The sequence below is a fragment of the Candidatus Defluviilinea gracilis genome, from assembly GCF_057138825.1.
Window position 1 is genome coordinate 336,206 of the sequence record NZ_DBNHEF010000074.1, and the last position, 22,211, is coordinate 358,416.

A 22,211-nucleotide genomic window follows, 5' to 3' on the forward strand; every position below is an offset into this window, starting at 1 on the left:
AAGACCGTATCCGCAATGTATATCATGTGTTTGATTAATCGAAGGAAGATAACATGTACAAATCAATTGCAATCTTATTGACACTAGCAATTTTAGTAAGTGGCTGTGGGGGGCAATCTCCATTGGATCAAGCCGGCACGATGGTTGCACAAACCGTTGCCGCCGAGCCGCCTACCGGTACACATCAGCCGTCTTCGACACTTTCACCAACTGGCACCCCAACCTTTATTTCAACTGCCACGGCAAATATCGCCCTGACCGCGACACTTGAGGCTTACCATGTTGTCTCTGATTTGGATGTATTTATAGGACCAAACTCGGGCATCTCTTATAAGGATGGATACCTTGCATGGAAACAGAATCAGCCTGTGACGATAAAAATGACGGGGCCGCAAAAGGACGCGGGACTATTTGAGCAAATTGATGAGAAAATACAAGCAACAGATTTTATTTTTAAATCAGATGTAACATGGAATGCTTCGGGAGTTCTAATCTGCGGCTTGATCTTTCGCTCAGAAATAGATCTTGCAAAAGGAGAACAATACCAGTTTTACTTTTATCGCCTGTCCGGTTTACCAGCATACTTTATTGACGCCTATGAATTCGGTAGGCGCAAATATTCTGTGTCTACCACAAAATTCTCTGACACATTGAATGTTGAGAACGATGGAAGCAATCAGTTCCTATTGGTTGCCCAGGGAAACGCATTTGACGTATTCATTAACGGGATACACCAAGGCCGCTTTCATGACGAAAGTCAACAACGACGTTCGAGTGGGATTTTTGGCTTCTTGGGCTGGCAGGAATCCGGTGAAGGGAGTTGCTCCTTCGAAAACAGTTGGATTTGGTTGCTACCGGACCAATAGGTAAAGAGATGCCCGATGTGAATAGTTGTTGGGTATCTTTCTTATTTCAGATATTGTAGTAGCCAGCCTGCTAGATCTGCAATATCAGGCCTGGCGCCAAAGAAATATGGATTGTTCATGTGATCAATAAGTGAATTTGGGTCGATTGGTGGCGGTTCTCCTCCGTCAATCGTCGTCACTTTATATTCCTTTCCAGTGCTTATCTCTCGCAATGAGACAGTCCAGAAGAATTGTACACGATTGAAATACAGATGAAATGAAACCGGTGGTAAGTTGGAATACAACGGAACGTTTTTAAGCAGGTGCGGTTCTCGCCCAATAATCTTAGTGTCTTCAGTGATGCATGCTACATAATGCATTGCGCCCGGAGTTTTTGCTGCAAGGTCCTCAGGGAGATCTGTTTCAACCCCGTAAACAAGGGCACGTTTTGTAGCCTCATCCAATCCAAAAATCGGCAAACTGGGATTTGCATGATGCTCGCAAACGATTCTCGCGGCATCCTTCATCGCTTTCTGAGCCTGTTCGCCATCTGATTGTGAGAACGCAAGATATGTGTCGCTCCTTACCTCATCTACAGATTTCTTCGCAGAATCCGTCGCAGCATTTTCTTGTGCAAAATCAAGCAACACTAGAGCGCCAATAAAATCCTTTTCGGCGACCAGTCCACCAGCCCACTGAACGTATCCATTTGCAATAACATCTTTAGCCGCAGACGGATCACGTTCCTCAACCAGTTTTGATGCTATTCCATATTGTTCCATTGCCTTGTCAAAATCATTTTGGTCGATCAAGAAGCCTCCCCATTCGGTATGAAGTTTTTCCTTATTTGCCCGTACCTGCTCGGCAACAGTTGACTCGACTGATTCTGCGGAATCAAGTTTGCTTTCAGCCTCTTCGAACTTTTTTTGCGATTGCAACTGCAAGCCCCAATCCAAATAAGTCTGCGCTAGTTCGCGTTGTGCAGTTTGAGCATGCTCAGGCTCTTGATTGCTTTCTGCCCAATTCTTGAAATCGCTAAACACTTGTTGTGCATCTTCGAATTCCCCTGCGGTTCGTAGCCCAACACCCCAAGAGATGTACATCTCAGGGTAAAGATCGATTGCACTTGCCGCTGCGTCAGTGCCTGCATATTTCGTCAGAACGTTATTAAGATTCGATACTGCTTGCGAAAAGTTTTTTGCGTCCGCTTGTTCTTTCGCCAGATTGACCAGCATCAGAGCGCTATGCTCATGAGCTTTTGCTACAAAGATACCATTGGGGTAGGATGCAGAATACACTTCATAAGAATTCAGCGCTTCCTGCCAGTCAGAGTCCCCTTCCTGACGGTTCGCAAGGGAATACACCGCACATTCCATGGCGGGTTGTGTCAGTGTCTTGTCCTCAATGAAAGCAGGGTAAATAGTGGTGTAGAAATTATCAAGACTGAGGACAGTATTACAGTTTCCACCTTTGTAACTAGATAGAATCGCAATCGGTAGAATGAAGATCCCACTTCCATACACAAGCAACAGAAGCAGTATGACTATGATTGGAACAAGAAGACGGATAAATCGTTTCTTGTCGGGCTTAGCGGATTCGGAAAGTTCAGACATAGTTCCTCCTTGAAAAATCATCTCGAGACCAAAATATATACACTCAACGCGCCTGAGGTGACAATCTTTACCATTTAAAACCCTACTATCAGAAGCAGGATACGATTTCAAGTGTTGAGCAGGTGGTGGGATTTGATTGAGACCTGTCCTTCGACTTTCCCAAATGGGCAGTGGTCAAGGCTTATAATACCTCCATGACCTCAATCACCCGCTCTGTCCAAATCCTCATCAACACAAACCTCCAACCCGCTTTTGATTACGTTTCTGATCTGACGAAACACCCCGAATGGAGCGGCGGGGAATTGAAGATCGAAGCGGTTTCATCCGAGCCGATTCAAGTGGGGAAGGAATATGTCTCCAAAGGCGAGTTTGCGATACAAAAGGAGAGACCGAACAGACTAAAGGTCACTGAATTCGAACCTCCGCACAAATTTGGTTTTGTGGCGAACGATCCGACGATTGGGGATGTGTTCCACACTTTTACATTTTCAGAAAAAGAAAATCACGTGTTGATCACGCGCGCGATACGGTTGAATCTCAATCCGTTCATGGCGTTTGGGTTTGCCTTGTTTGTTTATCCGTTGACTGGTAACCCGTCCATGAAGAGGGCGTTTCGTAATCTCAAGGCAAGATTGGAGAACGCAGATTAACTACCTGCCTGATAGTTTTAAAACAGGACGCAGACACTTGTGCTGAGCGCCAGCGCGGCGTGAACGCTGAAAACGCTGATACAGATGGATTGTTCAGAGTAGCCTTCCCAAGAAATCTGCGTCCGTCTGCGTTTTCACCTGCCCTTGCAGGCATGGCGCGTAACATCAGTGAATAAGAAGACCCAGATGGCGTTCTGTAGCGGAGCATGTGGATGCAAAGCCTTGCTATCACTACTGAGTCACCCCGGAGCGCCCATGGCGCTTCCCGCAATCCAACCGGTCGTCCACGAGGATTGGAAATTAAACCCGCCGGTGACGCCGTCGATATCCAGGACTTCGCCTGCAAAAAACAACCCTTTCACGATGCGGCTTTGCATTGTTTTAAAATCCACTTCTTTCAAATTCACCCCGCCGCAGGTGACGAACTCCTCCTTAAAAACCCCTTTGCTTTGAATCGTAAATGTTCCAGCCGTTAATTCTTTGGCGAGTTTTCGCACTTCCTCTTTGGACACATCTGCCCAGTTTTTATCGCCGATAAAGTCAACCAATCGCTTCCAAAGCCGCGCGGGGATTTGCGAGAACGCGGCATGCGAGGAAAGTTTTTTGCGGGCGTTCTCTTTCCATGCTTTGTTGCGTTGCAACACATCGAGAGCCTTGTCGAATGAATAGTTGTCCAGCCAGTTAATGGTCAGTTCGGCGCGGTAATTCATTCCATAGAATTCGCGGGCGCCCCATGCTGAAAGTCTCAACACGGCTGGACCGCTCAACCCCCAGTGTGTGATCAGTAAAGCGCCTTGGGTGGAGAGTGAATCCATTTTCAATGAGACGGACGCCACAGACACGCCTTCCAAGCCTTTGATGCGCTCGTCCCGGACGTTGAAGGTGAATAAAGATGGCACGGGATCGACGACAGTGTGTCCGAGCAATTTGACTATGGCGAGCGTTTTTCGGTCACTGCCCGTTGCGAGAAGAAGTTTCCCGGCGCGCAGGCGCGTGAACACATCCCGAAGCGTTTGCGTAGTGAGTTGGAAACTCTCATCTTGATTTCGATCCACACGACCGAGGCGGGAGTGTCCCCAGACCTCCACACCGGCCGACTTCGCCGCGCTGCGCAGGCAATCTGCAATTGTGTTCGAATCGTCGGTCACAGGGAAGATACGCCCGTCGGCTTCAGTCTTCAACTTCACCCCGCGCGTTTCGAACCACGCTATCGTGTCTCGCGGTTGGAAGCGCGCGAACGCTCCCCGTAGCTCATTGCCCCCGCGCGGATAGAACGCAACCAACCGCGCCGGGTCAAAACAGGCATGGGTCACATTACACCGTCCGCCACCGGAGACGATTACCTTGCCCAAGGTTTGCGTTGCTTTTTCGAGGATCAGCACGTTGAGACTCGGGTTTAACTCGGCGCATCGTATCGCGGCGAAAAAGCCTGCGGGTCCGCCGCCGACAACGATAACATCCCAATCCGTTTTCATCACGCGGTATTGCCTTGTTTATCGATCAAATATAACAACCGCAGAATCTTCAACTCATCGTAATTCAACGCGCCGTTCAATGCATCGAAGACAGGCTTGAGATACATCGTGCTATGTTCATTGAACACGGCGAAGGCGATCTGTTGCTGTTCGGGCGTGGCAGATGTCGCCTCCTGCAAATCGCCGCCGTTGCGAAGTTTGTTGCCAGCCAGCGCATATTTCGTCAGGTGATCGAGGATCGTTCCCTTCGTCACGCCTTGGCGTTCCATCAACGTTTGAATCGTTGCGCCTTCGTTGAATGATTCTCCAACAATGCGTGTCCGTTCGCCAAGCGATTCCCCTCTCCCTGAGGGGGAGGGGCTGGGGGTGAGGGTGATCTCTTTCAACTCATGGTTTTTACAAAACGATTGTATGACTTCCAAAAACGCCTCGCCATATTGACTTAACTTCACCTGCCCCACGCCTGAAATTTTCAACAAACTCTCGCGCGATTGCGGATAATACGCCGCCATCTCCGTCAGCGTTCTATCGGAGAAAATCACATACGGCGGGACTCCATCCGCGTCTGCCATCTCTTTTCGTTTTTGACGAAGAATGGCAAACAGCGCGTGATTGTATTCGATGCCCACTTTCCTCTTTCCATCTTTCTTCGCCCTCTCCGCTTCTTGCACGACGCCGAAAACTGGTTCTCTTTTCTTCAGCGACTCCAACGCCTTGACCGTGAGACTCAGCGTGTGATACTCGCCCTCCTGTTTGAGGTAGCCCATACTCAAGAGTTGACGGGCGATGTGCATCCATTGTTTCTTTGTCAATTCTTCGCCGATTCCGTATGTGGATAATTTGTCGTGTCCCCAGCGGATCACCTTTTCGTTTTTCGAGCCGAGCAAAATATCCACGATGTGACCCGCGCCGAATTTCTCGTCCGCGCGTTTGACGCAGGAAAGGAACTTCTGCGCGTACACAGTGATGTCGGCGAGCGGAGTCGGGGCGGAGGTGCAGTTGTCGCAGTTGGAGCAGTTGTCGGCTTCGTAGGATTCGCCGAAGTAGTTGAGGAGCGGCTTGCGTCGGCACGTGCGTTCATCCTCCGCAAAACTCACGATGGCGTTCAAGTGTTGAATGGCGACGCGTTTTTCGTCGCCTTCTTTTTGGTCAATGAAATAGTTGATCTTGACGACATCCGAATAATTGTAGAGCAATGTGCAAAACGCGGGCAAGCCGTCGCGTCCCGCGCGCCCGATCTCTTGATAATAACTTTCAACGCTCTTGGGCAGATCGAAGTGAATGACGAAGCGCACATTGGGCTTGTTGATGCCCATGCCGAACGCGACGGTGGCAACAATGATTTGCACGTCGTCGCGGATGAACGCTTCTTGATTCTTTTTTCGGTCGGCATCTTCCAGCCCCGCATGATACGGACGCGCGGAATATTTTTTCGAGGCGAGATACGCGGCGAGTTCATCCACTTGTTTACGCGAGAAACAATAGATGATGCCCGATTGGTCTTTGTAGCGGTCGAGCAGTTCGATCACCTGACCGACTGGCTCGCGCTTGGGAATGACCTCGATGTACAAATTCTCGCGGTTGAAACTGGCGACAAATTCATTCGTTGTCGAAAACTTAAGCGTGTTGCGAATATCCTGCCGAACTCTCGACGTTGCGGTTGCCGTTAATGCCAAACAAACCGCTTTCGGAAATCTTTTTCTCACCTCAACGAGTTGACGATATTCAGGGCGGAAGTCGTGTCCCCACTCGGAGATGCAGTGCGCCTCGTCAATGGTGATGCAATCCACTTGGACCGAATCGAGAAGCGAGAGGATGCGTTGCGTGAGAAGCGTTTCAGGCGCGACGTAAAGTAACTTCACTTCACCATTGCGCACATGATCCATGCTCTCTTGATATGCCTGCGGCGACAATGTACTGTTGATGAACAGCGACGGCACGCCGAACGCGCGTAGTTGCTCCACTTGATCTTTCATCAACGAGATCAGCGGCGAGACGACGACGGTGAGTCCGTCAAACATCAACGATGGGATTTGATAACACAACGATTTCCCTCCGCCCGTCGGCATGACGGCGAGCGTGTCTTTGCGCGACAATACATTTTCGATCACGTCTTGCTGAAGCGGGCGGAATGTATCGTAGCCGAAGGTCTGTTTGAGGATGGAGGCGGGGGAGGGCATGAGCAAAGTATACCCGCGATAGGGGTTCCATAAAACCAAACTGGCTCGATGTTTCCTTGTGGAACCGAGTTAACTATTTTGAAGGGTGAGACGTTATTTTTTTTACAACCAGATAATACTTTAGTTACAAGCGTCGTGGAAAATAGGGGAAAGCATGGTTGGTTTTTTTGCCAAGACGCCATGCCGAATCACAAGGAGATCAACCTCATGCGCACGCTCAAACGAACTTCCCTTTTCTTTGCCGTTCTACTGTTCGCGTCGTTGGCTTGCGGACTACCCGCCGCGTCAGCGACTCCCCCCTCGGCGGAGACTCCGCCCGCCGAAGCGGCGACCAGCCTGCCCGTCGAAAATGAAGCGGGCTCCGCCATCCTGCTCTTCGATATCGGAATGCACATCGAACCGATGGGCGAAACGGCGCAAGGATTTCCGAGCGGCAAATCGGATTATCACAAGCCGCAATTTTTCGAGAGACACGTGGAGGATATGCTGACCCTAGCCCAGATCGTCGAAGCGCACGGCGGGCGCATGACGATTCAAGCGCAGAGTCCGTTCACGACGGTGGCGATTGAATCGGGCAATACCATTCTTGCCGACCTCGCCGCGCGCGGACATGAACTCGCCCTGCACTTCCACGAAGACGCGCATCTCGGGAAAAATCCCGAGCCGCTTTCCGTTCAGCAATGGTGCGATGTGATGAAGGAAGAGATCAGTTACATTATGCAGGCGGGCGGCGTGAGCGACATCCGTTATTGGAGCGGCGGCAATTTGTATCCGAATTTGTACGAAGCCGCCGAATGCGCGGGCTTGGATGTGAACAGCGATTGGAAGAGTCCCGCTACGCAGTCCACCGACATGTCGCTGATCGGCGTGAACCCCTGGCGACCCGCAGGCGGAACCGACGGCGCGGACTTCACGCTCTTCACGCAACACGATCCAAACGGCGCAATCGTCTTTTTGCCCGAAGGTCAATACGATAAAGAAAATTTCGCGTCCATGCGCCGAAGCGATGACGCGGGCGGAGACGAAGCCTATTTTGAATATCTCAAAGAGAGTCTCTACGCCTCGCTTTCAGCCGCGCAAGCGGGCAAGGTCAACGTCTTTCATTTCACCGTTCATCCTGGCGAATTTCTTGGCGACCCGCAAGATCCCTTCGGCGTGATCGAACGCTTCCTCACCGAAGTCGTTGATCCCCTCGTCGCCAGCGGACAGGTCCAATGGGCAACCTATTCCCAAATGGCGGATGCGTACGCGGCAAAGTAACGCAAAATTTATTTTGCGCCTTGCAATGGCAAATTGAAATTTGCCGTACGAAGGAATTCCACATGAAAAAGATTTTCCTCGCCCTGACCTTGCTCTCCCTTCTTGCTTTTGCCTGCGCCCCAACGACGCCTCTTTCTCCGCCTCAACCTGATTCAGTTTCCCCAACCGATTCCCCACTTGACACCTCGCACCTGAAACTTGAAACCCCCGCCTACATCTCCTTCATCATCAACGTCCATGATTGGGTTCACGCCGACGAAAGCGCCGACACCCTCTTACAACTCGTTGACCTCTTCGAGAAATACAACGCGCGCGGAGATTTCTACTTCACCGCCGAAGTCACCCGCGCGCTGGCGGAGAATCATCCCGAAGTGATCGAGCGCCTCAAAAACTCGAACATGACCATCAGTTACCACGTCCGCCCGCCGCACCCGCTGTACACAGGATTCGACTCGCGTTTGGATGGATTGAGCGACGATGCGTTGTATCAAACCCTGCTCGATTACGAAACCTATGCCTTGAATCTCGAAACAGGCGAACTCGATAGATCACAGCCTGGCGGGTATGCCTACGTGGCGCAAGTCTTTGGGCGCAATCCCATCGTCGCACCCGCGCCCAACAGCGGCAAACTCAAAGACGCGGCGCAGAAAGTCTATGCCTCGCTCGGCGCGCAGATGACCTTGCTGTATCACGAGGAAGGCACAACACTCGAACAGCCGTTTGAATTCGTCAACGGACTGCTCGTGCGCCCCAGCGACTTCAGCGTGACGCGCGTCACCTCGGTGGACGATAGCGACAGATTCTGGTGGAACTTCGTGACGAGTCCCGACGCGGCGAAATACAACCCGACAAAGATGTTGCATGATCGACTCGCCGAATGGGTACGACAAACTTCCAATTTGTCCCCAAGCCGCGCGCCATTCATCACCGCATTGATTCACGAAAACAACTTCTATCGCAGTGGACCCGAAGGCTGGAAATCGTTTTACTACGACATGAACGGCGTGAAGAAAGGCGATCCGCTCTCGCCGCCGTATAACCTGTCCGAGTCCGACCCATCCACGCTGCGGACAGAGGCAGACCAAGCCGCCATCTTCGCCGCATATGAAGAGCTGGTTGCCTACGCCGCCGCGCATCTGACGGTGGTCACGTCGGAGGATATTTTGAAGATGGCGAAGTAATGTGCCGCAAAGTTCACTTTGCGCATGAAGTGCAAAATAAATTTTGCGGTACAAAAAGTTCGCTTTGCGCATGAGGCGCAAAATAAATTTTGCGGTACAAAAGGAAAAAATGAAACGATTAACTTTATTCATCACACTATTGGTTGTCGTCTCGTTGGCGTGCAGTGCGAGTCAGAGTCAGCCGTCGGCGGCGACTCAGCCTGCCGAAACAGCGACCAGCCTCCCCGCTGAAAACGAAGCGGGAACTTCATCCAGTACATTTGACTCATCCAAACTTGGCACAGTCGAAAGCGACGTCACGTATTGCACGGTGGATGGAGTCGCGTTGAAGATGGATGTGTATTATCCGTTTGAAGAGCATGGGCGCTTTGCCGTTGCGATGTATGTGCATGGCGGCGGGTGGAGTTCGGGCGATAAGGCAAAAGGCGCAGGCGCGGCGGATATTCCCGCGTTACAGCAGGCTGGCTTTCTGGTCGTGTCGGTGAATTATCGTCTTGCGCCTGAATATGAATTCCCCGCGATGATCGAAGATGTGAAGTGCGCCGTGCGTTCGTTGCGCGCCCATGCCGACGAGTACAACCTCGACCCGAATCGCATCGGCGTGTATGGCGGAAGCGCGGGCGGGCATTTGGTTGCCATGCTCGGCACAACCGATGAAAGCGCGGGCTTCGATGTGGGCGAGTATTTGGAATATTCCAGCCGCGTGCAGGCGGTGGTGGATATGTTCGGTCCTGCCGATTTGACGGTTGATTTTGAAGGCGGCGGCGAAACCGTCCGACGCGCGTTCGGCGATTTTGACCTCGCCCTCGCCAGCCCAGTGACGTATGTGAGCGCCGACGACCCTCCGTTTTTGATTTTGCATGGCGAAGAGGATGCGCTCGTGCCGATCGCGCAATCGGAGGACCTGCTCGCCAAGTTGCAAGCGGCGGGCGTGCAAGCGGAACTTGTGCCGGTTGCCAATGCGGGACATGGCTTCAAGCCTGTGAGCGGAGAGATCAGCCCTTCGCGCGAGGAGATTTCACAGATGATTGTGGCATTTTTTGAGGACGCGTTGAGGGAATAGATGCCGCAGGCACGACGGTGCGAGACGACAGAGCGCGCAGAGAACCTTGAGATTTTTTCTCAACGAACTCTGCGTTCTCTGTGGCGAAGAATGGTTTTTTATTTTCTCGATCGGGCGCTCCCTATTAGGGTAATCGCATTTGGATTTTTTGTCCGCTAATCCTCACGAATTCACGCTAACCTTTCTCGGAAAAATTCGCGCAGATTAGCGGATTCGAAGGCAAAACACCGTGTTTTGAGTCTCGAGATTTTCAAATGCGATTACCCTACGCTCCCTATGGGATCGCCTCATCCGGCAAAATGTTATAATCGCATCATCCTATGCTAAAACGCCTGCATGTTCAACTTGTTATTCTGTTCGTTGCGCTTGTTCTGCTCGTGCTCGCCTCTGTCGGTATTGCCGCGCGAGAAGCGATGATTGTAGCCTCGCAACAAGAGTTTGATGACGCGACGCAAGCGGTGAATTATCTTCGCGTGATTCAAATCGTCTTGTTGTTGTGCGCGTTGACGCTTCTGTCGGTGCTGGCATGGATGACGCGCCATTCGTTGATGAAGCCGCTTGAAGCATTGGGCGCGGCGGCAAAAAGAATCGGGGAGAATCGGCTGGATGAGCCGATACAGGTTGAAGGTCCGGAAGAGATGCGGGAGTTATCTCAAGCAATCGATGAGATGCGCTCGCGCCTTCGCGTTGCGCAAGGGGAACTTGCCCGATGGACTGACACCTTGGAACAGCGCGTGATGCAGCGCACCCAGGAATTGGAAACGCTCAACGAGGTCAGTCGTGAAATTTCATCGCGGCTCGATATTCAACAAGTCCTGGATTCTGTCACAGAAAAAGCGCGTTCAATGCTCGGCGGCGACATTGCCTCGCTTTGCCTCGTGGATACCAACCAGCATTGGTTAAAACTCCAGGCGATCAGCGGTCCGCGGCGCGCGATTATTGGCGATACGATGCCCGCCCACGCAGACTTTGCCAATGCCGTGCTCGAAGGCGACCAGGCAATGATGTGCGGTGTAGGCGGCTGTCGTGGCGGGTGTCAAATGCTCTCGGATGAATTTCGCGCGAGTCATTTAGCCGCTCCGCTTCGTATCGGCGACCGCGTGATCGGCGCGTTGTGCGTGGGAAGTCCCGCGCAGAATCAATTCGCCGCCGAGTCTGCGAACATGCTAACCAAACTGGCGAACGTGGCCGCCATTGCGCTGGAAAATGCGCGCCTGTTCGCGCAAGCCGAACGCGCGGCAACGATGGAAGAGCGCCGCCGCGTTGCCGCGGAGATGCACGATGGCTTGGGGCAAACGCTCAGTTATCTTGGGGTAATGACCGACCAGGTTGTGGAGTTTCTTTCGGATGGGAAGGAAGGCGTGGCTTTGGAACGCCTGCGTAAAACCCGCGAGACGATCGGCAAAGCCACGAGCGATGTCCGCCGCGCCATCAACACACTGATGGATGACTCGCCCGCTCAAAAGGATTTGTGGACTCGCCTGCGCGATTCGGCGAGCGAGAACGCTTCACAACATGACCTGAAACTGGTCTGGCTTGCGGATGGCGACTCTACGCCCGAGCCTTCTCCACAGATCGCCGAGCAGGTATACAACATCACACGCGAGGCGTTGGTCAATGCGGCGCGACATGCGAACGCAAAACAAGTCCGCGTGCAGGTGGGTCGCCACGATGAAAATTATTTTGTGACCATTGAAGACGACGGCAAAGGATTCGACGCCTCCCAGCCTGCCCCAGGCGGGCACTTCGGCTTGCAGATCATGCAGGCGCGCGCCAAACACATCGGCGGACGAATCAAACTCCAGTCCGAGGTAGGACGCGGGACGCGCGTCACCTTGACCTGGTCGTAAATTTGTTCGCGCATAGGTTCTCACGGAGTAACAATAAACAATCCGTGTCCATCCGAGTAATTCGTTTAGAGATGAAACAGAAGATAAAAGATGAAACAGACTCGAGTGTTGCTGGCTGACGATCATGCCCTCTTCCGCGAGGGATTGGCTGGAATCATCAATTCGCAACCGGACTTGAAAGTGGTGGGCGAAGCAAACGACGGACTCGAAGCCCTCGTTAAGGCGCGGGAACTCAAGCCCGATCTTATCCTGATGGATGTGCAAATGCCCGGCATGGACGGCGTGGAAGCCGCGCAGCAAATAAAACTCGCCCTGCCGGAAACGATCATCGTAATGCTCACCGTGCGCGGCGACGATGAGATTCTCTTCGAAGCCCTCAAGCGCGGCGCGCAGGGTTATTTGTTGAAAGAAATCCGTTCGCAGGATTTATTGGAAATGGTGCGCGGAGCGAGGCGGGGCGAGGCGGCTCTTTCTCCGACGCTGGCTGGTCATGTGTTGGCGGAATTCCGACGGATGAGCAAATATGGCGCGGTGTATGAAAGCGACGATGGCTTGACCGAACGCGAACTTCAGGTGTTGATCAAAGTGTCTCAGGGCGCGACCGATAAAGAGATTGCCGAGGCGTTGACGATCAGCCTGAATACGGTCAAGACCCACATCCGAAATATCTTGTCGAAGTTGCATGTGTCCACGCGGCGCGAGGCGGCAAGGGTGGCGAAGACCAAGGGGTTGATGTAGGGTTTGCAGGAGGGGATGACGTTTGGAGAAGTTATTCCATTAGCCAAAGTAGTAACACGAACAGGTCGCGGGGTCGAAATAATAACCGGGTCCTTGTTGGGCGCAAATGGCATCGTTGAGTTGACAGCCCGGTTCAGCCGGGTCTGCTGGTCCAGCCGGCACGCGCGTTTGGCATAAGCCCGGCTCGTTGCCTGTTGGCTTGAAGCCCACCGCCATACGGCAGGTGTTGTCCAGTTCAAAAACGGCTTGGATCGGATAGAAGAATGGGAATTCCGGGTCAGCCGCGCCAGCCTGTTCATGGGTATAGTGGTCGCTGAAATCGAAGAGAGCCGGGTTCAGGCAACTACGCCCCGTCCACATGTTGACCATATATTCGGGCGTATTTTCCATCAGCGACCGCTTCATGGCTAACTCGACAATATTTGCATTCAGCGGCGATACGCGCGCCCAGGCTGAATCCGGGTCGTTGCCAATTCCCTGGTCGAAGACCAGGGCTTCAAATCCGTTTCCATCTGCCGCATTGTTATCGGTCATCACCGGGGTTGCATTACCCACATCGCCGTTGGTGTCGAAGTACACCTGCACGCCTTCTGTAGTCCACTCTGTGGAGGAAGGGTTGTCGGCGATCATTAGCCAATCGCCTTTGCCGTCCAAGGTGATATCCACCTGCATGGCGAAGCGGAACGGCGACTCATTTGCCGCGGAGCGATTCACCACCTGAATGGTGCCGTACACCCAGGTGTCGTCTTGATAGACGAAGGTGTCGGTGATATCCAACTCGGGAAAATAGGTCTCCATCGTCATGCCGTTGAACGGGCGTTCAAATCGCTCGAAAGTGAAGCGGTCTCCGCCGTTCGCCATTTTCTGGCTCGCAGTGGCGGAGGAATCTTGATCTCCCGCGTGACTACTGCGGTCTGGAGGCAGGGAGACGGGAATGTTCTGATGCTGGATCGGGGTTTCCGTCGGCGGGGGAGCGGGCGCCGTATCAACAATCGCAGTCAATTCTGTCGCAGGCGGTTGGGTTGAAGGAGGGGGAGTCGTTTGTGGTTCCCCTAGATTGCACGCAAGCATGGTCGCCAGGAGGAACATCAAAACCAAACCTTTATGCGTTTTTAGTTTGTGCATAAATCGCTTCTCCCAAGTGGCAGAACTTGCGGGGTTCTTACACTGTCGGTAGATCAAGAACGTAGGAGTTACGCAGTTGAACCTGTTGCGCCGTAGTTGCACTGCGGCGGCGGCAGTACAACTGCCCGCCAACCGCGTAAGTCCTGGAACATAGGTTCTTGACGCAGTTATACTGCGCAACGTCGCTTGAACTTTCGTGAGGTATCGACTGTAGATTGCACAACACGAAAATATAAGTATCGTTACTGAGCCTGCCGGAGCGGAAATTTCGTAGAGTGATCAGGAATTAGCGAGTATGAAGGCATCGGAGGTTGCGATATCGTTCTTTTTTTTCATTTCTCCGTTTTGCCGTTCTTGTTTCCCAGAGATTTGGCGGGTTGGTGTAGATACGGAGCGAGGAACTAATCCTTTTATAAAAAAGAGTGATTCTTAATCACTCTTTTTTCATTCCAAAGGCGGGGCGGGGGAGGATGGGATTACTTCGTAAATTCAGGTACTCTTGAGGCAGGCTTTGTCCGATATGCCATCCACAACGACCTCAAAACCGCGCGTCCTGTTACTCTGTTCTCAATATCTCTTCGGCGAAAGCATGGAGGCGATTCTGCGCGCGGAGGCAGAAGTGGAGCTAATTGGTCCGTGGACTCTGGACGACCAGAACATTTTCGAGCGGCTGGTTGAAGCGCGCCCGTCTGTCGTTGTCATTGCCGATGAGCGCCTTCAGAACGAGAAAGCGGCTGAATTGATGGCGACCATCATCGAAAAACATCCGAAAATATCCATGATCCGCGCCGCGTTGAGCGAGAATGTTTTCCGAATTGTTTCCACGAACACCCTGCCCGCCCGCGGCGATAACCTACTTGAGACGATCCACAGTTGTATCGCCCGAACCCAGGCGGCAGACAAGTCTGTGGATCGAGAAAAATAGTCAGGAGTGAGTGAACCCATGAATAGCAGAAGCGATAAATTTGTGAACCCAATATCCCTCGCGGTCATTTCGATCTTTGTAGCGTTACTTTTCGGGTGCGTTCCCCTATCTCAACCTGAGCCCCCGCAACCAGCGTCGGTGCAAGCCATTGCGGAAGGGGATATCGAAAACGGGCAGAAGTTGTTCATGGGCTACGCTCATTTTGAGAACGAGGGACCTCCCTGCATGGGGTGTCATAACTTGGGCGAATATGGGCTCCTCGGCGGCGGGGCTTTGGGACCCGACCTGACCAATGTATCCAGCGAACGAAGCGATATTGAACTTGCTTCGGTACTCTCCAATAATCGCTGGACCAAATCACCCGTGATGGAACCCATCTACACCCAACATCCCCTCACCGAAAACGAGCAGGCGGATCTGATCGCTTTTATGAAATCATCCGCTGGCGAACCGCAGGAAGATAAAGAGTTATTGGTGCTGGGAATCAGCATTCTCGCAACCATCGGCGCGGCAATCGTAATCGGATTTGTATATCGCAATCGCCTGCGGAGAATCCGCGCGGCGATGGTGAAGGAAGCGGAAAAGGAGTTGTTATGAACTGGATCAAAGAAATATCGAACCCGCAAGCGCGGCAGTGGGAGGAGTTTTATCGCAACCGCTGGCAGCATGATCGTGTGGTACGAAGCACGCACGGCGTGAACTGCACGGGCAGTTGCTCGTGGATGATCTATGTGAAAGACGGCATCGTCACATGGGAGATGCAAGCGTTGGATTATCCCATCTTGAAAGCGGATATCCCGCCGTACGAGCCGCGCGGATGTCAGCGTGGGATTTCGTTCTCGTGGTATCAGTACAGCCCGATCCGACTCAAGTATCCGTACATGCGCGGCGTGTTGCTGGACTTGTGGGAAAAAGCTAAAGCGGAGCACAAAGATCCCGTCGAAGCGTGGACAGCCGTCGTTGAGAATGAAGCGGGACGCAAGTCCTTTCATCAGGCGCGCGGCAAAGGTGGATTCCGCCGCGTCAAGTGGGAAGAAGCGTTGGAAGTCATCGCCGCTTCAACGATTTACACGATCAAAAAATATGGACCCGACCGCATCATCGGATTTTCGCCGATCCCCGCGATGTCCATGTTGAGTTATGCGGGCGGGAGCCGCTTCATGCAAATGCTCGGCGGCGTGAGCATGAGTTTTTACGATTGGTACAGCGACCTGCCGCCAGCCAGCCCCGAAGTGTGGGGCGAACAAACGGACGTGGCAGAAAGCGCCGATTGGTATAACTCGAAGTTCATCGCGTCGGTGGGATCGAACATGAGCATGACGCGCACGCCCGATGTGCATTTTGCGGCGGAGGCGCGACATAATGGGACGAAGCTGGTTGTGTTTGCGCCCGACTTCAGCCAGGTGGCGAAGTATGCCGATTGGTGGGTTCCGATCCATGCGGGGCAGGACGGCGCGTTTTGGATGGCGGTCAATCACGTCATCATGAACGAGTTCCACTATAAAAACCCGACTCCCTACTTTTTAAATTATCTGCGACAGTATTCCGATGCGCCGTTCCTTGTTGAACTCAACGAAGTGGACGGCAAGTATGTGCCTGGGCAAATGATCCGCGCCGCGCATGTGGAACGCACCCGCGCTGTGGAAAACGGCGAGTGGAAATTTTTGGTGTGGGATGAGATCAGCGACGCGCCGCGTATGCCGCAAGGAAGTTTGGGATTCCGTTGGCAACAACAAAAGGGACAATGGAATCTGGAACCGAAAGACGGCTTGGATGGAAGCGAGATTCGTCCGCAACTTACGTTCTTCAGCGAAGCGAGCGAGCAACTCTCTGTTTCGTTTGCGGAGTTTGGCGAAGGCAAAACGTTTCAACGCAACATGCCCGTGCGCTACATCGAAACCACCAGCGGCAAAAAGGCGGTCGTCACGATCTACGATCTGTTGATGGCGCAATACGGCGTGGGTCGCGGACTCGAAGGCGATTATCCCGCCGACTACGACGATGAAAATTTATCGTACACGCCCGCATGGCAGGAACGCTACACAGGCATTGATCGCCAAACCGTCATTCAATTTGCGCGCGAGTGGGCGACGACCGCCCTCAAGACCGAAGGCAAATGCACGGTCATCATCGGCGCGGGCGTCAATCATTGGTATCACAACAATTTAATTTATCGCGCGTGCATCGGCGCGTTGATGCTCACGGGTTGCGTGGGTCGCAACGGCGGCGGATTGAATCACTACGTCGGTCAGGAAAAACTCGCGCCCATGGCGCCGTGGGCTTCGATCGCTTTCGCATTGGATTGGCAGAAGCCGCCGCGACAAATGAACTCGCCGTCATTCCATTATGTGAACAGCGATCAATGGAGATACGAACGCCTCTTTACGGACCCTCAACCTGTTTCTCGACCCGAGTCCGAATCTCACCGCGGCATGACTCAAGAGCACACGCTCGATGCGCAAGTCCGCGCGGTGCGCATGGGATGGCTTCCGTCGTATCCGCAGTTCAACGTCAGTTCGCTGGAAATTGTCAGAAAAGCGGAGCAGGCTGGGGCGAAGTCGGATGCGGAAATTCGTCAATGGGTGGTGGAGCAATTGAAGTCGGGCGAACTTAAGTTCGCCGTACAGGATCCTGATGCTCCTGAAAATTGGCCCCGCTTGTGGTTCATCTGGCGCGGCAATGCGTTGAACGCCAGCGCGAAGGGACAGGAATATTTCTTCAAGCATTATCTCGGCACGCACAACCAACTCATTTCGGAGGAAGTGGATAAAAGTGCTTTCAAAGAAGTGACGTACCGCGAGGACGCGCCCGAAGGAAAATTTGATCTCGTCGTAGACATCAACTTCCGCATGGACACATCGGCGTTGTATTCGGATATTGTTCTGCCGACAGCGAGTTGGTATGAAAAAGATGACTTGAACACGACCGACATGCACTCGTTCATTCATCCGTTGTCTGCCGCGGTGCCGCCCTCATGGGAATCGAAAACGGATTGGGACATCTTCAAAATTCTGGCGGGCAAGGTCAGCGAGTTGGCGCAGACTCATTTGCCCGAACCCGTGCGTGACTTGGTTGCGATGCCGCTTCAACACGACACGCCCGCTGAGATGGCGCAGCCGCACATCCGTGACTGGGGCAAAGGCGAGTGCGAACCCATCCCTGGCGTGACCATGCCGAACTTCGTCGTGACCGAGCGTGATTACGTCAACTTGGGCAAGCGCTTCATTTCACTCGGACCCAAACTGCAAAAAGAAGGACTCGCCATTCACGGCATCCATTGGGCGGCGGATGACTTGTATCAAGAATTGTTGGATAACAAGCCGACGACAACTTGGAACGGTCAGAAGTATCCGTCATTGGAAGCGGCGCGCGATGCGGCGAATATCATTTTGCATCTCGCACCCGAAACGAACGGCGAAGTGGCGTATCGAGCCTTCCAAGCCGAAGAAGAACGCATGGGACTCAAACTCACCGACCTCGCCGAACCGACGCGCGCATCGCGTGTCTCGTTCAATGACTTGACTCAACAGCCGCGACGATTACTCAACAGTCCCATCTGGTCGGGCATCGTCAGCGACGGACGACCGTATTCGGCATACACTCTCAACGTGGACCGACTCGTCCCGTGGCGCACGCTCACGGGTCGCCAGCATTTTTATCTCGATCACGAAGGATATCTGGCGCACGGCGAACACCTGCCCACCTACAAGCCGCGACCCGATTATTTGGCGTTTGGCGATTTGGATAAGAGTCATAAAGAAGGCAAGACCGTGCAGTTGAACTACCTCACGCCTCATGCCAAGTGGCATATCCACTCGAACTATTTCGACAACGACCGCATGTTGACCCTCTCACGCGGACTCGAACCGCTGTGGATCAGCGAAAAGGATGCGAAAGAGATCGGCATCGTGGATAACGACTGGGTGGAGGCATACAACGATCACGGCACGACCGTCACACGCGCCATCGTCAGCGCGCGCATCCCTTCGGGAATCTGCATCATCTACCACGCGCCCGAACGGACCGTGAGCGTCCCCAAGTCTCCGATGCGCGGCAACAAACGCGCGGGCGGACACAACAGTCCCACGCGCATCCGCCTCAAATCCATGTTGATGGTCGGCGGCTATGGTCAATTCACCTACGGATTCAATTACTGGGGTCCGACGGGTGTCAACCGCGACACGTTTATCCTGGTGCGCAAGTTGCCTGGCGAGCCAGAGTTCTAATAGATATAAACCTGACAGGTTTTAGCAGGTATTCACCCTGTCAAAACGATTGCGCTGACAAGGTACACAATTTGTCAATCTATCGTGGAAACCTGTCAGGTTTTTTAGAAAAGGATGTGAAATTATGAAAGTACGATCACAAGTTTCAATGGTCTTCCATCTCGATAAATGTATCGGCTGTCACACGTGCAGTATCGCCTGCAAAAATATTTGGACAGACCGCCCAGGCGCGGAGTACATGTGGTGGAACAACGTCGAGACCAAACCTGGCGTTGGCTTCCCGACCCAATGGGAAGATCAGGAAAAATATCACGGCGGCTGGGAACTCGATCAAAAGCCCAAGAACCCCGAGTTGAAGTTAAAACTCCAGAACCGTTTGCAGACGTTTGCGAATTTATTCTCGAACCCCGCCATGCCCACCATGGACGATTACTACGAACCGTGGACGTACAACTACAACGACCTGTTCAACTCGCCGCTCGGTCCCGACCAGCCGACTGCGCGTCCCATCTCGCGTGTAGACGGCAACCCGATTGACATCAAGGCAGGTCCCAACTGGGATGACGACCTCGGCGGCTCGAACATCTACGCGGTGAAAGACCCGTTGCTGGCAGATATGAATCCCGAAGATCGCCAACGTCTATTTTCCATCGAACAACTTTTTTACTTCTACATGCCGCGCATCTGCAACCATTGTTTGAATGCGGCTTGCGTCGGCGCATGTCCATCGGGCGCAATTTACAAACGCGCCGAAGACGGCGTGGTGCTGATCAATCAGGATAAATGCCGCGGCTGGCGTATGTGCGTCTCTGCCTGCCCGTACAAGAAAACATACTACAACTGGTCAACGGGCAAATCGGAAAAATGTATCCTGTGCTACCCGCGCCTCGAAACGGGACAAGCCCCCGCCTGCTTCCATTCATGCGTTGGACGCATCCGCTATTTGGGCGTGCTTCTATATGATGCGGATCAAATCCCCGACGCGCTCAAAGTGCCAGACGACCAGCTCGTTCAGCGTCAGCGGGAGATGATCCTCGATCCGTTCGACCCGAAAGTTGTCGCGGCGGCGAAAGAAAGCGGCGTCCCCGACGGCGTGATCGCAGCGGCGCAAAATTCCCCCGTCTATCGCTACGTCAAAGAATGGGAGTTGGCTCTGCCCCTGCATCCCGAATATCGCACACTGCCGATGTTGTTCTATGTCCCGCCGCTTCTGCCCGTCCTCAATGCGACTCAGGAAAATGGAACGCAACGCGTCGAAACGGACTTGTTCTCCTCGCTGGAGAAAGCCCGCGTGCCAGTGCGTTACATGTCGCGCACGCTTTCGGCTGGCAACGATGAACTCGTCATCAAAGCCTATCGCAAGATGATCGCTGTCCGCATTTACAAGCGGCATGAGACCGTCGGCGATGTGACCGAAGAGGAAGCAAATGCGGCGCTGGAAAAAGCAGGCATGGGCGCGGAAGAAGCGGAGGCGATCTATCGCCTGACGTCCATCCCCACGTATCAAGATCGGTTCGTCATCCCGCCGTACAGCCGCGAAGGCGACATCGAAGAAGTGTACGATCCGCAACAACGCAAAGCAGAGACGGGCTTCGGCAGGCGGCAGGCTCCGCAGAGAGGGCTGTAGTATGTACAAAGATACAACCGCCTCGTTGTTCGACTCGTTCGCCGCGCTGTTGGAATATCCCGCTTCGGATTTTGGGCATGAGGCTGGACGATGTTTGGACTTGATGAGGACGATCAATCCCGAAGCCGCAGAGAGCTTGCAGAGGTTTGCCAACTTCATCGAGGAAAATTCTTTGCAACGGATGCAGGAGTTATTCACAACGACTTTCGATATGCAACCTGTTTGTTATCCGTATGTTGGGTTTCACTTGTACGGCGAGAGTTACAAACGCGGCGCGTTCATGGCGCAATTGAACGAAGCCTATCACGGCATTGGTTATTCGGCTGAACAGGAATTACCCGACAATCTTGCGGTGATCCTGCGCTTCATCGGTTTCGATTCGGAGAATCGTTACAGCGAGTTCTCGCAAGCCTTGCTCAGCGACGGCGTACTGCCCTCGTTGGAAAAAATGCTCAAGGTCTTTGGCGAGGGGTCGGAGAATCCATACTTCGGATTGCTCACTGCGCTGAATTTGTTTGTTGTCGAAAGCAAGTTCTCGACGCAGTTGCACTGCGTCGAGACAGGCGACACGATTTGCCAAGCAAATCGAACTGTCGCCTGAACTTTCGTGAAGTACTAATTGTTTGCTGTCAACAAGTTAGAAAAGGAATTGAGCCATGACTGATATTCTGCTCTTCGTCGTTTTCCCCTATGTGGCGCTCGCCATCGGAATCGTCGGCACGATCTATCGTTACCTGACGAATCAATATTCGTTCACCAGTTTGTCGTCGCAGTTCCTCGAAAACGAGTTGCAGTTCTGGGGCTCCACGCTCTGGCATTATGGCATTCTGCCGACCACGCTCATTCACATTGCGGGGTTTACCATCCCCAAAGTGATGGCGATGGCGCATGGCACGCCTGAATTGTTGTACCTCTCCGAGTTAGCTGGGAAAATTCTCGGCATCATGGCATTGGTCGGCGCGGGCATCCTGCTCTATCGGCGGCTGACCTCATCGAAGATCCGCGCCATCACCACGCCTGTGGATTGGGTCATTTTAAGTTTGTTGTTTGCGCAGGTGTTCTTCGGATTGATCCTTGCCTTTGTCTATCGCTGGGGCGCCGCCTGGTTTATTTTTACCGCCACACCCTGGATGGACTCGCTGGCGTTATTCCAGCCCGCGCCGCAATTCGTCACGGCGTTACCTTTGGCGCACAAAGTTCACTTCCTCACGGGCTTCCTGTTGTTCGCGCTTATGCCCTTCAGCCGATTGGTGCACATCGTAACCTTCCCGCTCTCGTATGCATGGCGGAATTTCCAACTGGTGATTTGGACGCGAAGAAAAGTTGTCTAGGGTCGCCACGAACGGCGCGTTGCAGTCAAAAGAGATTCACGAACAGGTCGTCAAGTTCTTGAAGAGTTAATCAGCAAGAAGGACTCGCCAGCGAGTCCTTCTTGCTTTGTTATACTTGCTTG

The 22,211-nt window shown here is 53.0% G+C and carries 17 protein-coding genes; 13 read left to right on the plus strand and 4 right to left on the minus strand.

Annotated features, from left to right (window positions below):
• The first annotated feature begins 53 nt into the window (after positions 1 to 53).
• Positions 54 to 866 carry a hypothetical protein gene (locus AC16KF_RS14275; protein WP_484038004.1) on the plus strand — a complete coding sequence of 271 codons (813 nt, stop codon included), beginning with the start codon at positions 54 to 56 and terminating at the stop codon, positions 864 to 866.
• A 41-nt stretch (positions 867 to 907) separates the two neighbouring features.
• Here AC16KF_RS14275 and AC16KF_RS14280 read toward each other — a convergent pair whose 3' ends face one another.
• The gene (locus AC16KF_RS14280; RefSeq protein WP_484038005.1) at positions 908 to 2,458 is read right to left on the minus strand and encodes a tetratricopeptide repeat protein; all 1,551 of its coding nucleotides are present in this window, start codon (positions 2,456 to 2,458) and stop codon (positions 908 to 910) included.
• A 194-nt stretch (positions 2,459 to 2,652) separates the two neighbouring features.
• On the opposite strand from AC16KF_RS14280, the gene AC16KF_RS14285 reads away from it, so the two are divergent.
• Entirely contained in the window at positions 2,653 to 3,108 is a 456-nt protein-coding gene (locus tag AC16KF_RS14285) for an SRPBCC family protein (protein ID WP_484038006.1), read from the plus strand.
• A gap of 239 nt (positions 3,109 to 3,347) precedes the next feature.
• Here AC16KF_RS14285 and AC16KF_RS14290 read toward each other — a convergent pair whose 3' ends face one another.
• Entirely contained in the window at positions 3,348 to 4,583 is a 1,236-nt protein-coding gene (locus tag AC16KF_RS14290) for a BaiN/RdsA family NAD(P)/FAD-dependent oxidoreductase (RefSeq protein ID WP_484038007.1), read from the minus strand.
• On the minus strand, positions 4,583 to 6,802 hold the full coding sequence (recQ, locus tag AC16KF_RS14295; RefSeq protein WP_484038008.1) for a DNA helicase RecQ: 2,220 nt from the start codon (positions 6,800 to 6,802) through the stop codon (positions 4,583 to 4,585). The genes AC16KF_RS14290 and recQ overlap by 1 nt, the downstream gene beginning before the upstream one ends.
• Positions 6,803 to 6,943: 141 nt before the next feature.
• Between recQ and AC16KF_RS14300 the strand changes: the two genes are divergently transcribed.
• From AC16KF_RS14300 to AC16KF_RS14320, 5 genes are all read left to right on the plus strand, one after another.
• Positions 6,944 to 8,023 carry a hypothetical protein gene (locus AC16KF_RS14300; protein WP_484038009.1) on the plus strand — a complete coding sequence of 360 codons (1,080 nt, stop codon included), beginning with the start codon at positions 6,944 to 6,946 and terminating at the stop codon, positions 8,021 to 8,023.
• A 62-nt stretch (positions 8,024 to 8,085) separates the two neighbouring features.
• Positions 8,086 to 9,204: a hypothetical protein gene (locus AC16KF_RS14305; protein WP_484038010.1), complete on the plus strand. Its 1,119-nt coding sequence runs from the start codon at positions 8,086 to 8,088 to the stop codon at positions 9,202 to 9,204.
• A 109-nt stretch (positions 9,205 to 9,313) separates the two neighbouring features.
• On the plus strand, positions 9,314 to 10,267 hold the full coding sequence (locus AC16KF_RS14310; protein WP_484038011.1) for an alpha/beta hydrolase fold domain-containing protein: 954 nt from the start codon (positions 9,314 to 9,316) through the stop codon (positions 10,265 to 10,267).
• Positions 10,268 to 10,587: 320 nt separating this feature from the next.
• Positions 10,588 to 12,117: an ATP-binding protein gene (locus tag AC16KF_RS14315; RefSeq protein ID WP_484038012.1), complete on the plus strand. Its 1,530-nt coding sequence runs from the start codon at positions 10,588 to 10,590 to the stop codon at positions 12,115 to 12,117.
• Positions 12,118 to 12,207: 90 nt separating this feature from the next.
• Positions 12,208 to 12,855: a response regulator gene (locus tag AC16KF_RS14320; RefSeq protein WP_484038013.1), complete on the plus strand. Its 648-nt coding sequence runs from the start codon at positions 12,208 to 12,210 to the stop codon at positions 12,853 to 12,855.
• Between the two features lie 39 nt (positions 12,856 to 12,894).
• On the opposite strand, the gene AC16KF_RS14325 is transcribed toward AC16KF_RS14320, so the two are convergent.
• Complete coding sequence (locus AC16KF_RS14325; protein ID WP_484038014.1) at positions 12,895 to 13,980, minus strand: hypothetical protein; 1,086 nt, start codon at positions 13,978 to 13,980, stop codon at positions 12,895 to 12,897.
• Positions 13,981 to 14,500: 520 nt separating this feature from the next.
• Here AC16KF_RS14325 and AC16KF_RS14330 point away from each other — a divergent pair.
• The 6 genes from AC16KF_RS14330 to narI all read left to right on the plus strand — a co-directional run bounded on the left by AC16KF_RS14330 (position 14,501) and on the right by narI (position 22,089).
• Positions 14,501 to 14,905 carry a hypothetical protein gene (locus AC16KF_RS14330; protein ID WP_484038015.1) on the plus strand — a complete coding sequence of 135 codons (405 nt, stop codon included), beginning with the start codon at positions 14,501 to 14,503 and terminating at the stop codon, positions 14,903 to 14,905.
• 18 nt (positions 14,906 to 14,923) lie between these two features.
• Positions 14,924 to 15,502 (plus strand): c-type cytochrome, encoded by a 579-nt coding sequence (locus tag AC16KF_RS14335; protein ID WP_484038016.1) that lies wholly within the window; start codon positions 14,924 to 14,926, stop codon positions 15,500 to 15,502.
• Complete coding sequence (locus AC16KF_RS14340; protein ID WP_484038017.1) at positions 15,499 to 19,131, plus strand: nitrate reductase subunit alpha; 3,633 nt, start codon at positions 15,499 to 15,501, stop codon at positions 19,129 to 19,131. Before AC16KF_RS14335 ends, AC16KF_RS14340 begins: the two co-directional genes overlap by 4 nt.
• 124 nt (positions 19,132 to 19,255) lie before the next feature.
• Positions 19,256 to 20,758 (plus strand): nitrate reductase subunit beta, encoded by a 1,503-nt coding sequence (narH, locus tag AC16KF_RS14345; protein ID WP_484038018.1) that lies wholly within the window; start codon positions 19,256 to 19,258, stop codon positions 20,756 to 20,758.
• A 1-nt stretch (position 20,759) separates the two neighbouring features.
• Positions 20,760 to 21,359: a nitrate reductase molybdenum cofactor assembly chaperone gene (locus AC16KF_RS14350; protein ID WP_484038019.1), complete on the plus strand. Its 600-nt coding sequence runs from the start codon at positions 20,760 to 20,762 to the stop codon at positions 21,357 to 21,359.
• A gap of 55 nt (positions 21,360 to 21,414) precedes the next feature.
• Complete coding sequence (gene narI / locus AC16KF_RS14355) at positions 21,415 to 22,089, plus strand: respiratory nitrate reductase subunit gamma (RefSeq protein WP_484038020.1); 675 nt, start codon at positions 21,415 to 21,417, stop codon at positions 22,087 to 22,089.
• Positions 22,090 to 22,211: the final 122 nt, after the last annotated feature.